General features: G+C 70.8%; 11 protein-coding genes. 8 read left to right on the forward strand and 3 right to left on the reverse strand.

Annotation, left to right across the window (positions count from 1 at the left end):
• Positions 1–60 precede the first annotated feature (60 nt).
• Positions 61–1,074, forward strand: a complete 1,014-nt coding sequence (gene galE / locus OG594_RS07760; protein WP_266596534.1) for a UDP-glucose 4-epimerase GalE — start codon at positions 61–63, stop codon at positions 1,072–1,074.
• A gap of 100 nt (positions 1,075–1,174) precedes the next feature.
• Here galE and OG594_RS07765 read toward each other — a convergent pair whose 3' ends face one another.
• A complete protein-coding gene (locus OG594_RS07765) occupies positions 1,175–2,347 on the reverse strand; it encodes a glycosyltransferase (RefSeq protein ID WP_266596536.1) in 1,173 nt (390 codons plus the stop codon).
• Entirely contained in the window at positions 2,344–5,223 is a 2,880-nt protein-coding gene (locus OG594_RS07770; RefSeq protein WP_266596538.1) for a bifunctional glycosyltransferase family 2 protein/CDP-glycerol:glycerophosphate glycerophosphotransferase, read from the reverse strand. Before OG594_RS07770 ends, OG594_RS07765 begins: the two co-directional genes overlap by 4 nt.
• A 183-nt stretch (positions 5,224–5,406) precedes the next feature.
• Here OG594_RS07770 and OG594_RS07775 point away from each other — a divergent pair, with 183 nt between their 5' ends.
• The 7 genes from OG594_RS07775 (at position 5,407) to OG594_RS07805 (ending at position 12,191) form a co-directional block, all read left to right on the forward strand.
• A complete protein-coding gene (locus OG594_RS07775; protein ID WP_266596540.1) occupies positions 5,407–6,408 on the forward strand; it encodes a glycosyltransferase family 2 protein in 1,002 nt (333 codons plus the stop codon).
• Entirely contained in the window at positions 6,405–6,836 is a 432-nt protein-coding gene (locus OG594_RS07780; protein WP_266596542.1) for a GtrA family protein, read from the forward strand. The genes OG594_RS07775 and OG594_RS07780 overlap by 4 nt, the downstream gene beginning before the upstream one ends.
• A 106-nt stretch (positions 6,837–6,942) precedes the next feature.
• Positions 6,943–8,070, forward strand: coding sequence for a glutamate 5-kinase (proB, locus tag OG594_RS07785; protein ID WP_030008620.1), 1,128 nt, complete (start codon positions 6,943–6,945; stop codon positions 8,068–8,070).
• A 100-nt stretch (positions 8,071–8,170) separates the two neighbouring features.
• Positions 8,171–8,572 carry a hypothetical protein gene (locus OG594_RS07790; protein ID WP_266602709.1) on the forward strand — a complete coding sequence of 134 codons (402 nt, stop codon included), beginning with the start codon at positions 8,171–8,173 and terminating at the stop codon, positions 8,570–8,572.
• A gap of 429 nt (positions 8,573–9,001) precedes the next feature.
• Positions 9,002–10,297, forward strand: coding sequence for a glutamate-5-semialdehyde dehydrogenase (locus OG594_RS07795; RefSeq protein ID WP_266596544.1), 1,296 nt, complete (start codon positions 9,002–9,004; stop codon positions 10,295–10,297).
• A gap of 77 nt (positions 10,298–10,374) precedes the next feature.
• The gene (locus OG594_RS07800; RefSeq protein WP_266596546.1) at positions 10,375–10,926 is read left to right on the forward strand and encodes a hypothetical protein; all 552 of its coding nucleotides are present in this window, start codon (positions 10,375–10,377) and stop codon (positions 10,924–10,926) included.
• Positions 10,927–10,994: 68 nt separating this feature from the next.
• Positions 10,995–12,191 carry a hypothetical protein gene (locus OG594_RS07805; protein WP_266596548.1) on the forward strand — a complete coding sequence of 399 codons (1,197 nt, stop codon included), beginning with the start codon at positions 10,995–10,997 and terminating at the stop codon, positions 12,189–12,191.
• Here OG594_RS07805 and OG594_RS07810 read toward each other — a convergent pair.
• Positions 12,175–13,251 (reverse strand): M48 family metallopeptidase, encoded by a 1,077-nt coding sequence (locus OG594_RS07810; protein WP_266596550.1) that lies wholly within the window; start codon positions 13,249–13,251, stop codon positions 12,175–12,177. The two genes, OG594_RS07805 and OG594_RS07810, sit on opposite strands and share 17 nt — an antisense overlap.
• Positions 13,252–13,369: the final 118 nt, after the last annotated feature.

Raw genomic sequence — 13,369 nt, forward strand, 5'->3', positions numbered from 1 at the left:
GCAGACCTGCGCACCGCCGCGCCCTTCATCCCGAAGTCGGACAGGACCAAGGAGACACACATGACGTTTCTGATCACCGGTGGCGCCGGATACATCGGCGCGCACGTCGTCCGCGCGATGCGGCTCGCGGGGGAGGAGGTCGTCGTCTTCGACGACCTCTCCACGGGCGACGAGGACCGCGTACCGGAAGGCGTCCCGCTGGTGGTCGGCTCCGTCCTCGACCGGCTGGCCGTGGAGGAGGTCATCCGCAAGCACAAGATCACCGGCGTGGTGCACCTGGCAGGCAAGAAGCAGGTCGGCGAGTCCGTCGAGAAGCCGATGTATTACTACCACGAGAACGTGCAGGGCCTTGCCGTCCTGCTCCAGGCCGTGGCCGACGCGGGCGTCCGCAACTTCCTCTTCTCCTCCTCCGCCTCCGTCTACGGCATGCCCGACGTGGACCTGGTCACCGAGGACACCCCGTGCAAGCCGCTGAGCCCCTACGGCGAGACCAAGCTGGCCGGCGAGTGGCTGGTGCGCGCCGCGGGCAGGGCGCACGGCATCTCCACCGCCTGCCTGCGCTACTTCAACGTGGCGGGCGCCGCGGCCCCCGAGCTCGCCGACACCGGCGTCTTCAACCTGGTCCCGATGGTCTTCGAGCGCTACGACGCCGGCCAGGGCGCCAAGATCTTCGGTGACGACTACCCGACCCCGGACGGCACCTGCATCCGCGACTACATCCACGTCGAGGACCTCGCGGAGGCCCACGTGGCGGCCGCCCGCAAGCTCGCCGAGTGGGCCGCGGCCGGCGACTACAAGGACCTGACCGTCAACATCGGGCGCGGCGAGGGCGTCTCCGTCGCCGAGATGGTCGCGCTCATGAACGAGAACACCGGGCACGACATCGCCCCCGTGATCAGCCCGCGCCGCCCCGGCGACCCGGCGAAGGTCGTCGCCTCGGCCGACAAGATCACCGGGGAGCTGGGCTGGAAGGCCCGGCACGACGTCCGTGAGATGGTCACCTCCGCCTGGGCGGGTTGGGAGGCCAACAAGGTGGCCCGCAAGGACGCCCACCGGGACGTCCACAAGCCCTGACCGGGCGGCAGCCGAACCGCCCGTGCCGCACGTGAAGCAGCCCGCCCCGGACGCGTCCGGGGCGGGCTGCTTCACATGCGTACCGTGCAGGGGGCGGCGGTCAGCGTTCCAGGAAGGAGAACAGCTCTTCCCACCGGTCGGTGATCTCGGGGCTGGAGTAGCGCTTGACCGAACGGAAGGCGTTGTCCCCGAGCCGGTCGCGCAGCTCACGGTCGGACATCAGCTCGCGCAGGTGCCCGGCCAGCTCCATCGTGTTGCCCAGCCGGGCCAGCAGCCCGTCCTCGCCGTGCTCGACGATCTCCCGTACGCCCGGCGCGCAGTCGAAGGCGGCCGGCGGCAGGCCCGCCGCCATCGCTTCCAGCAGCGTGATCGGGAAGCCCTCGGCCCGTGAGGCCTGGGCGAAGACCGAGGCTCCGCGCAGGGCGCCCAGTACGTCGGCGGTGCTCCCCATCCACTCCACGGAGTCGTCCAGGCCCAGCGAGGTGCAGTACGCCTTCAGCGTCGCCTCCTCCGCGCCCGCCCCGTAGATCCGCAGGGTCCAGTCGGGGTGGTGCGGTGCGACGTCCGCCCAGGTGTCGAGCAGCAGGTCGACGCCCTTCTCGAAGCCGAGGCGGCCGACGCACGCCACGACCTTCTCCGTGCGCGGCGCGGGGGAGTCGGGCATGAAGGGCAGCGGGTTCGGCATGCTCCCCACGTTCTCCATGCCCGCCCGGATCCACAGGTCCGCGTCCTCGGCGGTCAGCACCAACAGCCGGTCGACCTGCGGGTAGAAGCGGCGGACCCGCTCCCCGCGGGTGGACTTCTGGCTGGCCTCGAACGACTCGTGGCTCATCCCGATGACGGTGAGCCCCTTGGTGTCGGCGAGCGCCACCCACTCCATCGCCCAGACCTGGGTGACGATGACGACACCGCCCGGACGGGCTGCCCGCAGCAGCTCGCTCAGCCGCTCCGCCTTGACCCGCATCTGCGCCCGCCGGGCCGCCTGGCGGCGCCGCTCGGGCGCGTTCAGCCGGCCCTTGATCCCGCGCAGCCGGCGGGCCGACGGCGGGTGTGCGTCGTAGAGCGTGGTCATCTCGTACGGCAGACCCTGCGGCAGCTGCTGCCGGATGTCGTCGGCGACCGGGGCGATGCCCACGATGTGCACCCGGTGGCCGCGGTCGGTGAACTGCCGGGCCATCTGGTGCGACCAGGTGGTCACGCCGCCGATCTCGTCGACGTTGTTGGAGACGATGAAGATGTCACGGCCGCCCGGGGTGGCGGTCTGCTGGCTCACTTGCCGCTCCTGGTGAAGAACTTCTCTACGATCTGGCGGGCCGCGTCCCCGCGGTCGTACTCGCCGAACTCGGCGAGGAAACGCTGCCGCGCCTGGGCGTACTTGACGTCGGCCTCCTCGAAGGCGGCGAGCGCCTGGAGGAGCTCGTCCGCCGTGGCCACCACCGGGCCCGGGGCCTTCTCCTTCAGGTCGAAGTACGTGCCGCGGATGTCCGTCGCGTACTTCTCGTAGTCGTACGCGAAGAACAGCATCGGCCGGTCCAGGACCGCGTAGTCGAACATCACGGACGAGTAGTCGGTGATCAGACCGTCGGCGAGGGCCAGCAGCGGGGTGATGTCGTGGTGCCGGGACACGTCGATGACGCGGCCCGCGACGGACGGCGGCAGCGAGACGCTGTTGAGGTAGTGGGTCCGCACCAGCAGCGTGAAGCGGTCGCCGAGCCGGTCCGCGAACTCCTCCACGTCGAAGGGGAAGGCGAAGCCCTCCACCGCGCCGTCCGCGCCCGCCCGGAAGGTCGGCGCGTACAGCAGCACCTTCTTGTCCGGGTCGATGCCGAGCTCGCCCGCGAGGGGCCCGCGCACCCGTTCACCGCTGTGCGATTCGGTCCGGTGCGCCTCGACGAGGGCGTCGTTGCGCGGGTAGCCCGTGCGCAGCAGCACCTCGTCGCGCAGCCGGAAGCCCTTGGCGAGGGTGCGGGTGTCGTGCTCGGAGCGGATCAGGAAGTGGTCGAAGCGGTCGACGGCCGCCTGGAAACGGGCCTGGCCGGCCCGGCCCTGCGCCTTGGTCCGCGGCTCGTGGAAGCCCATCCGCTTGAGCGCCGAGCCGTGCCAGGTCTGGATGTACGTGGTCCCCGGGCGCTTGGCCAGTGCCAGCGGGAAGCCCTGGTTGTCGACCCAGTACTCGGCCTGGGCGAGGGCGCGCAGGTACGGCCAGCTCCAGCGCTTGACCAAGGTGGCCTCCTTGGGGAAGCCGGTGGGCTTGGCGCCCGCGTACGACCAGATCGCCTCGAACGGCGCGCCCTGGCGGACCAGCTCCTCGTAGATCGCCTTGGGGCTGTCGCTGTACTGCTTGCCCATGTGGCTCTCGAAGACGACCGTGCCCTTCTTGATCGGCAGCTTCGAGAAGACCTCGTGGTAGACCTTCACCTTCTGCTCGCCGGAGCCCATGTTGCGGCGAGCCCGCAGCGCCTTGCGCAGGCCCCGCTTGACCACGCCGGCCGCCTTGCCCTGTATGGCGTTGTTGATCAGCGACTGGGTGCGGACGGCGGCGGCGCCCTCGGCGCTCAGCACGTAGCTGAGGTTGCCCTTCTTGGTCATCTGGGGCCCGAAGCGGTCGGAGACCAGCCGGGTCAGCCGCGGGCGCACGCGCAGCCGGGCCGCCGACTCCAGGTCGACCCCGCCGATCGCGACACGGGTGGTGATCCGTTCGCCGCCCGCGGTCAGCTTGAGGCGGACGTCCCAGACGGCGTCGATGATGCCGAGCGGGCGGACCGTGCTCGCGACGTCGGCGGTGCCGGTCCACTCGATCGTGTCACCGGCGTGGCGGACGGTTTCCACCGGGAAGCTGAAGGAGCGCACGCCGATCTGCCGGCGGGCCCGGAACTCCAGCGTGGCCTTCAGCTGCGCGTCGGCCGGGATCCGGCCCAGCGGGTTCACGACGGCGCCGGACATGGTGACTGTGCCCCGGCCGTCGTCCTCGTAGGAGGTGAGCCGGTTGCCCAGGGTGAGGGAGGTGAGCGGCGTGGTGTGGAAGGCCTGCTCGGTGACGTCCAGTATCCGGCGGGCCTCGGCGCCGTCGGGACCGTCGATGTGCTGCGCACACCAGTAGACGCGCCCGTCGCGTTCGGCGAGGGGGGAAGTGAGCCGGCCCTTGTTGGTCATGGCGTCGGCGGCCGGGAGCAGGTTGTCCCAGTCCTCCTTGCCCAGCAGGTAGGCGCAGATCGCCTGGAGGTAGGTGACGTTCTCGTACGCCGCCGGGTCGATCCCCTCCAGGTAGCCGTTGGCGAGGCGGGCGAACTCCTGGCGGTACTCGTCGCTCAGCAGCGGTAGGTCGCGCAGGTGCAGCACGAGGTCGTGCTTGAGGAACTTGGCGTCCTTCGCGGACTTGATGTCCGTGTGGCCCTTTTCGGCCAGCAGGCGGTCGACGCGGCGGTGGATCTCCATCCGGTGGACGAAGTTCGCGATCTCGTGGCGCCGGTTGCTGATCGACAGGGCCGCGGCCTTCTCGACCACGTTCCAGAAGTAGACGTGGTTCGGGATCAGCGTGATGCGGCGGGCGGCCACGTAGGCCTGCGCGGAGAACAGCAGGTCCTCGTAGTGGATGCCGACCGGGAACTCCAGGCCCTGCTCCAGCAGGAACGCGCGCCGGTAGCACTTGTTCGTGGAGAGGGTGTCGTAGACCAGCAGGTCGGGGTACTCGGTGATCGATTCCAGGGTGCGGGTGCGCGAGTAGATCCAGGGGTACCACTCGGTGGTCTTGCCCCACCGGTTGTCGAGGTGCACGCGTACGCACATGCCCGCGACCAGGTCGGATCCGGTCCGCTCGGCGGCGTCCAGCATGTTCCGGCAGGCGTTGCGCTCCAGCACGTCGTCGCTGTCGAGGAACATCACGTACGTTCCGGTGGCCTGCTGGATGCCGTGGTTGCGCGGCGCACCGCAGCCGCCGCTGTTCTCCGGCAGCTGGAAGGCGCGCACTCTCCCTGGATGCGCAGATTCCAGTTCCTGGGCGACCGCGTACGAGCGGTCCTTGCTGCAGTCGTCGACGATCACGACTTCGACGCTGTGCAGGGTCTGGTCCAGAACCGACTGGACTGCTGTCGGCAGACGCTCTGCGTCGTTGTAGACGATGACGACCACGGAGACGTCGGGCACGTGCACCTCGATCCCTTCGTTTCGTTACGTTCAGCTGATTCCGCTTATCTCGTCCACGCTACCGTGTGCCGCCCTCGACTCCCGCAGTCCGACTCCCGCCCGACCCTCGCCGTGCATACTTCTAAGGAAGAGGTGAGAGGCGGGTCCGGCCGCCGACAATCACCCGTTCGGATCCAGCAGGAAGTGTTCATGACGAAGCTGTCCGTAGTTGTCCCCTGCTTCAACGAAGAAGCCGTCATCGACAGCTTCGATGTGGAGATCCGGAGGGTCCTGGACGCCCTCCCCGTCGAGTACGAGGTCTGTTACGTCGACGACGGGAGCCGCGACGGCACCCTCGACAAGCTCCGGAAGATCGCCGCCGAACACGGCGAGGAGACCCGCTACGTCTCCTTCAGCCGGAACTTCGGCAAGGAGGCCGGCATGCTCGCGGGCCTGCGCGAGGCCACGGGCGACGCCGTAGTGATCATGGATGCGGACCTCCAGCACCCGCCGGAGCTCATCGCGACCATGCTGGAGCACTACCGGCAGGGACACGACCAGATCATCGCCCGCCGCACGCGCGAGGGCGACAAGAAGCTCCGCTCCGCGCTCAGCAGCCTCTACTACCGGGGCGTCAACCGCTGGGTCGACGTGGAGCTCACCGACGGCGTCGGCGATTTCCGCATGCTCTCGCGCCCGGCCGTGGACGCCCTGCTGTCGCTGCCGGAGTACAACCGCTTCTCCAAGGGGCTGTTCTCCTGGATCGGCTTCGACACCGTCCACTTCGACTACCGCAACGCGCAGCGCGAGGCCGGCGAGACGAAGTGGAAGTTCGGCGCCCTGCTGAACTACGGCATGGACGGCCTGATCTCCTTCAACAACAAGCCGCTGCGGATCGGGATCTGGTTCGGCGTGTCGCTGGTCGCTCTGACCGGCCTGTACGCCCTGTGGATCACGATCATGGCGATCACCAACGGCGTCGAGTCCCCGGGGTACGTCACCCTCGTGGCGATCATCACCGGCCTGGGCGGCGTACAGTTGATCATGCTGGGCCTGATCGGTGAGTACATCGGCCGCATCTACTACGAAGCCAAGCGCAGGCCGCACTTCCTGGTGAAGGAATCGCACGGAGCACAGCCGCTCCCGCGGACCGATGACCGGCCGGCGGCCCCGGTCGCAGAGCCTACGATCGTGGAGCGCAGCGCCCGATGAGCCGCAAGGACCAGCTCGGCCAGGTGTTCAGATTCGCCCTCGTGGGCGGCGTGAACACCGGCACCTTCTTCGTCATCTACCTGCTCCTGCACCCGTGGATGCCGTACTTCGCCGCATACTCCCTCGCCTTCGTCCTGGCGATGGTCGGCTCGTTCTTCATGAACACCTACTTCACCTACCGGACCCGACCGACCTGGAAGAAGTTCTTCCTCTTCCCGCTGACGAACATCACCAACTTCGTCATCCAGTCCGTCGGCCTCTACGCGCTGGTGACCTGGGCCGGGATGGACACCCGGATCGCCCCGCTGGTCGCGGCGGTCGTGGCCATCCCGTTCACCTTCCTGCTCTCCCGCAAGATCCTCGTCCCGGGTGCCGCCCGGGCCGAGGAGGCCCCTGTCGTGGAGGCGGGGTCCTCGTCCAGGGTCTGAAACCCCCGAGCAGCCCCGCGCGCCCACCCCGTAGATTGAGACGGCAGGCATCTCGGCGACGTGCATGTCGCCGACAGGCATTTCGGCAAGGGGCAAGGGGACAGACGTGTCAGCGGCTAGGCAAGGTGTCGTGGACGCCCGCAGGATCGTGGTCAAGGTCGGCTCCTCCTCCCTGACCACCGCGGCCGGCGGGCTCGACGCAGACCGGGTGGACGCGCTCGTCGACGTCCTCGCCAAGGCCCGCAGCGGAGGCGAGAAGGAGATCGTCCTCGTCTCCAGCGGAGCCATCGCCGCCGGGCTGTCCCCGCTCGGCCTGCGCCGCAGGCCCAAGGACCTGGCCCGGCAGCAGGCCGCCGCGAGCGTCGGCCAGGGCCTGCTCGTCGCCCGCTACACCGCTTCCTTCGCCCGGTACGGCGTCCGCGTCGGCCAGGTGCTCCTCACCACCGACGACACCAGCCGCCGGGCCCATTACCGCAACGCCTACCGCACCCTCGACCAGCTGCTCGCCATGGGCGCCCTCCCCGTCGTCAACGAGAACGACACCGTCGCCACGGACGAGATCCGCTTCGGCGACAACGACCGGCTGGCGGCCCTCGTCGCCCACCTCGTCCGCGCCGACCTCCTCGTCCTCCTCTCGGACGTGGACGGCCTCTACGACGGCGACCCCTCCCAGCCCGGCACCACGCGCATCGAAGAGGTCCGCGGACCCGAGGACATCGCGCACGTCTCCATCGGCAGCGCCGGCAAGGCGGGCGTGGGCACCGGCGGCATGGTCACCAAGGTCGAGGCGGCCCGGATCGCGGCCGCCGCCGGGATCCCCGTGGTGCTGACCTCCGCGAGCCAGGCCGCCGACGCCCTCGCCGGACGGGGAACCGGCACGCTGTTCCACGCCACCGGACGCCGCTCGGCGGACCGGCTGCTCTGGCTCCAGCACGCGTCGACCCCGCAGGGGCACCTGGTCCTGGACGACGGCGCCGTCCGCGCGGTCACCGAGCGCGGAAGCTCGCTGCTGCCCGCCGGGATCGCGGCGGTCGAAGGCGACTTCGTTGCCGGGGACCCGGTGGAACTGCGCTCCGCGGACGGCCGCGCCGTGGCCCGGGGCCTGGTCAACTTCGACGCCAAGGAACTCCCGCAGCTCCTCGGCCGCTCCACTCGCGAGCTCGCGCGGGAACTCGGACCCGCGTACGAGCGGGAGGTCGTCCACCGGGACGATCTGGTCCTGCTGGAGGGCTGAGGTTCGGTAAAAGCGGAGCGCGGCGGCCCGTGGACTGGTCAACTGTGAGGGGCGGGCGGACCCGCGTGGCGGAGACAGGAGGCGACTGGTGAGACGAGCGCTGACCAGCGTCGGCACGGGGGACGGTGACGGCGGCGGTGGCGGGGAGGAGCAGGATCACGCATCGCGCCTGTGGCACGTGACCCTGAGCGTCTCCGGCAAGCCGGCGCCGCTGTCCGAGGTCCGGCGCGGGCTGGAACAACTGGCCCACGACCATCCCTTCCTGCTGACCAGCCGGTACGCCGAGGACCACGCGGAGATCCGCTACTGGGAAGAGGCCCGGGACCTCCACGACGCGGCGGCCGTCGCCCTGCGGCTGTGGGGCGAACACCGCTCCTCGGCGCAGCTCCCGCCGTGGGAGATCGTCGGCCTGGAGGTCATCGACCGCGCCACGTACCACCAACGCGTGGCGGAGGGCTACGGCCCACCCCCGGCCCACCCGGTGGGCGTGCACCCGTACTAGCCCACTCAGCCCCCGGCGCCATCCAGCCGGTCCTGGACCATTCAGCCCCTCCGGCGTTTGAGGAGCGGGGTCCGGGGCGGAGCCCCGGCTCTTTCAGCTGGTCCGGCGCTCGGAGGTCCGGGTCCGGGGCGGAGCCCCGGGTCTTTCAGCTGGTCCGGCGCTCGAGGGCCGGTCCGGGGCAGTGCGCCGGGTCTTTCAGCCCGTCCGGCGTTTGAGGACCGGGTCCGGGCGGAGCCCGGGGAAGGGGCGAAAGGGCGGGGCGGGGAGAAGGCCCCGCGCAGCGGCCCCGCATCCACCCCGGACCGCCACCGACCGCGGGAGCCGCGGGAGCCGCGAAGCCCCGGCCCCACCCCGCCGACCCGGCCGGAGGCCGTCTCGCGGGGTGGAACCCCAGCGGTGGCGTACCGCCGGGGGATTACCCTGGGCGGCATGACCTCGCTCGATGCCGCCACCGCCACCGCCAGCGCCACCTCGCCCGTCCTCGCCACCGCGCAGCGGTCCCGTACCGCCGCCGCGGCGATCGCCCCACTCCCGCGGTCCGCCAAGGACACCGCCCTGCTGGCGATCGCGGACGCGCTGGAGGCCCGTACGGCCGAGATCATCGCGGCCAACGCCGTGGACACGGACAAGGCCCGCGCCGCCGGCACCAGCGAGACCGTCATCGACCGCCTCACCCTCACCCGGGAGCGGGTCGCCGCCATCGCCTCCGACGTCCGCGACGTCGCCGCCCTCCCCGACCCCGTCGGCGAGGTCGTCCGCGGCAACACCCTCCCCAACGGCATCGACCTCCGGCAGATCCGCGTCCCGCTCGGCGTCGTCGGCATCATCTACGAGGCCCGCCCCAACGTCACCGTCGACGCCGCCGCCCTCTGTCTCAAGTCCGGCAACGCCGTCCTGCTGCGCGGCAGCTCCTCCGCCTACTCCTCCAACACCGCCCTCGTCGCCATCCTGCGGGACGCCCTCCTGAGCGTCGGCCTGCCCGCCGACGCGATCCAGCTCGTCCCCGGCGAGTCCCGCGACTCCGTCCGCGAGCTGATGCGCGCCCGCGGCCTCGTCGACGTGCTCATCCCGCGCGGCGGCGCCTCCCTCATCAAGACCGTGGTCGAGGAGTCCACCGTCCCGGTCATCGAGACCGGTACCGGCAACTGCCACGTCTACGTCGACGCCCAGGCCGACCTGGACATGGCGGTGGACATCCTCATCAACTCCAAGGCCCAGCGGCCCTCCGTCTGCAACTCCGCCGAGACCCTCCTCGTCCACCGCGACATCGCCGACGCCTTCCTGCCGCGCGCCCTCGACGCGCTCGCCGACGCCGGCGTCACCGTGCACGGCGACGCCCGGGTCCTCGCCGCCGCCGAGGGCAGCAAGGTCACCGCCCTGCCCGCCACGGACGAGGACTGGGCCGCCGAGTACCTGTCCTACGACATCGCCGCCGCGGTCGTGGAATCCCTCGACGACGCCGTCACCCACATCCGCCGCTGGACCTCCGGCCACACCGAGGCGATCGTCACCACCTCGCAGGCCGCCGCGCGCCGCTTCACCCAGCTGGTCGACTCGACCACGGTCGCCGTGAATGCATCCACTCGGTTCACGGACGGTGGCCAGTTCGGCTTCGGTGCGGAGATCGGTATTTCCACCCAGAAGCTGCACGCCAGGGGCCCGATGGGCCTTCCCGAGCTGACCTCCACCAAGTACATCGTCACCGGCGACGGTCACGTTCGGTAGTGACACCTCGAGCACGGTGTGGCCGGAATTCGGCGGACACCCTGCCCAAGGCGGCCCCCCAGGTCTAGGCTGTTGCTGTGCCGGACGACGTGGGGGGCAAGCCGTTCCCGGACGACGGGGAGCCCGACGACGACCGCGGAGGCGCGGATTTCGACTTCGCCTCCGTGGTGTTCGACGAGGACTTCGTCCGGAACGCCGAGATCCAAGAACCGAGCGCCGCCGAGCGCCAACGGGCGGCCGACCGAGCGCGCGCGGAGGCCGAAGCCGCCCGTGCCGTGGCCGGCGGCTGGACGGCCGACGACGACTACGACAGCTACGGGTACGGCCACCCCGACGGGTACGACGACGACCACGGCTGGGACCACGACCGCGGCTACGGATACCCGGACGGCCCGTACGGGGCCTACGGCGGCAGTCTGCGCCCCTACCGCGGCCGCGCACCGTGGCTGCGCCCCGTCGCCTGGGTCCTCGCCTTCGTGATGGGCCTCGGCATGGTCGCGCTCGCCTTCAGCGCCGTGTACCGCAGTGCCTCGGGCGAGGCGGACCCCGCTCCGGCTCCCGCCAGCACCCCCAGGGGTGAAGTCACCGGCGTCGGCGCGTTTACGTACCCCTCCGTTCGCCAACCCTGAAGGTACGACCCCACTCGCATCCGCCGGAGCTGGGGGCTTCTCTGAAGCGGGGACAGCGGGGAGAAGCGATGGCCGTGCCAGGAGATCCACCCAACAGCACCCCCGAGGGCATGGGCGGGGGCGACGACGACTTCCGGCCGGACGACTTCCGGCCGGACGAGTACCGGTCGGTGGTGTTCGACGAGGACTTCGTCCGGGCCGCCCGGCTCCAGGAGTACTCCGCGCAGGAACGCATGGGCGAACACGCCCGTGCCGTGCGCAGCCGATCCATCTGGTCCGGCGGCGGCTCCGCGTCCCGGACCAGCACCCCCGGCCGGGGCGCACGGCAGGGCATGCTGCTCGTGTTGCTCATCGCCACGGCCTTCGCCTTCGCCGTCTACATGGGGCTGCGCAACCCCTACGTACCCCCGCCCGGGGGACCCGCCCAGGCGCTCAACAGCACCGTGGTCCCGCTCGCGCCGACCACCCACGTACCCGGCGGCCGCCCCACCGAGCTGTACGCGAAGAGCCCCGCCGCCGACTACCGGGTCGGAGCGGCGGGCATCACTCTGCCCGCCGTGCGCCGTACGCACCACTTCACCGACGCCCAGGTCGTCGCCGCGCTGTCCATCTCCAAGGACTACCTGGTGCAGTCCTCGCTGGACCCCGACATCCTCGCCGGAGCGGCCTCCCGCCCGGTGCGCGTCCTGCTCGACCCGGACCAGCTGGCGCAGTTCGACCGCAGCATGACCTCGCCCTCCGGCGACGGCCGCCACGCGGCCACCGGCTGGCTGGTCCGCTTCGACCAGGACACCGCCGTCGTGGCCGACTCCCGGGTACGGGTGAGCGGCACGCTCACCTTCGAGGAGGTGGCCCCCGACATGCTGGAGGTCACCACCGACCACACCTTCGTCTACGCCGTACGGCCCGCCACCGGATCCCCGGCCGCGGCCGAAGGCGCCTCGCTCTTCACCGTCCGGCGAGAGCTACGGCTGCGCTTCGACCGGGAGGACCTGACGGCCCGCCGGCTGGAGTTGGCCTCGGCCTATGTGATGGCCGGGCCGCAGGACTGCTCCGCCGACCCGGCCGGGGCCTTCCGCCCGCTCCTGGCCGGAGCCGGCCCGACCACGGTGGGCCCGGCCGCGAGCGACCCGTACGCCAGCGGCCAACCGCGGCGCACGGCCGGGCTGTGCGGCGTCCTGGCCTCGCCCGCGACCCCGGCCGTGAGCCCGCCCGCGACACCGCCCCCGGCCCCGCAGGCCGCTCCCGTCAGCCCTGCTCCGTAGGTCCTGCCTTGTCCTGCGCAGCGGTGCCGGCTCCGGCTCCGGAGCCCGTGAACTTGTCGCGGAGCTTGCCGCCCACGTCGGCCGCGCCGCCCGCGATGTCACCGACCAGCTTGAACAGCGGGTCCTTGCTGGTGCGCACCGCATCGGCGTAGTGCGCGGCGGACTGGCGGAAGGAGTCGGTCACCGAGGTGTCCTTGTCCTCCTCCCGCCGCGGGTAGTGGCCGTCCATGATCCGCTGGTAGTCGCGGCTCTCCGCCCACTTCTTCAGCTCGGCCGCCCGCACCGTGGTGAAGGGGTGCGTCCGGGGCAGCAGATTCAGGATCTTCAGCACGGAGTCGCGCAGATCGCCGCTCGACTCGTACTCCTCGGCCTGGGCCAGGAAGGCGTCCACGTTCATCTCGTGGAGGTGGTTGCCGCCCGCGATCTTCATCAGGCCCCGCATCGAGGCCTGCACGTCCTGTCCCACCAGCAGTCCGGCCCGGTCGGCCGAGAGCTCCGACTTGCGGAACCACTCCCGCAGCGCGGTCACGATCGTCATGATCGCCACATTGCCCAGCGGGATCCACGCGATCTTCAGCGCCAGGTTGGTCAGGAACAACAGGATCGTGCGGTAGACGGCGTGCCCCGACAGCGCGTGGCCCACCTCGTGGCCCACCACCGCACGCATCTCCTCCTCGTCGAGCAGCTCGACGAGGCCCGTGGTCACCACGATGATCGGCTCGTCCAGCCCGATGCACATGGCGTTGGGGATCGGGTCCTGCTGCACGTACATCTGCGGGACCTTCTCCAGGTCCAGGACGTAGCAGGCGTCGCGCAGCATCGCGTGCAGGTGCGGGAACTGCGTCTCGCCCACGCGCACCGACTCCGACAGGAACAGGAGCCGCAGGCTCCGCTCCGGAAGCAGCCCGCTCAGCGCCTTGAACACCGTGTCGAAGCCGCTCAGTTTGCGCAGTGCCACCAGCGCCGAGCGGTCCGCCGGATGCTCGTACGCCCGTGACGAGATGCCGGGGAACCGCCTGCGATCCCGCGCCGGCACCTTCTCGAACCCTGTTTCCGTCATTGCGCCCTCCCCTGTATGGACCTCTTCGTCCCTGCGTCTATCCTCTCCAACGCCTGAGTCGGCGTGAGCGTGCCCCAGGCCCCCGCATACGATGTGAGCGAAGTCTCCGCCCGCTCCC

This window comes from Streptomyces sp. NBC_01214, from assembly GCF_026340975.1.
Lineage (GTDB): Bacteria > Actinomycetota > Actinomycetes > Streptomycetales > Streptomycetaceae > Streptomyces.

Bases quoted from the DNA above. Each gene is read 5' to 3' on its own strand.
- OG594_RS07780 (WP_266596542.1), top strand. From the start codon at position 6,405: ATGAGCCGCAAGGACCAGCTCGGCCAGGTGTTCAGATTCGCCCTCGTG.
- OG594_RS07805 (WP_266596548.1), top strand. From the start codon at position 10,995: ATGGCCGTGCCAGGAGATCCACCCAACAGCACCCCCGAGGGCATGGGC.
- galE (WP_266596534.1), top strand. From the start codon at position 61: ATGACGTTTCTGATCACCGGTGGCGCCGGATACATCGGCGCGCACGTC.
- OG594_RS07795 (WP_266596544.1), top strand. From the start codon at position 9,002: ATGACCTCGCTCGATGCCGCCACCGCCACCGCCAGCGCCACCTCGCCC.
- OG594_RS07810 (WP_266596550.1), bottom strand. From the start codon at position 13,251: ATGACGGAAACAGGGTTCGAGAAGGTGCCGGCGCGGGATCGCAGGCGG.
- OG594_RS07775 (WP_266596540.1), top strand. From the start codon at position 5,407: ATGACGAAGCTGTCCGTAGTTGTCCCCTGCTTCAACGAAGAAGCCGTC.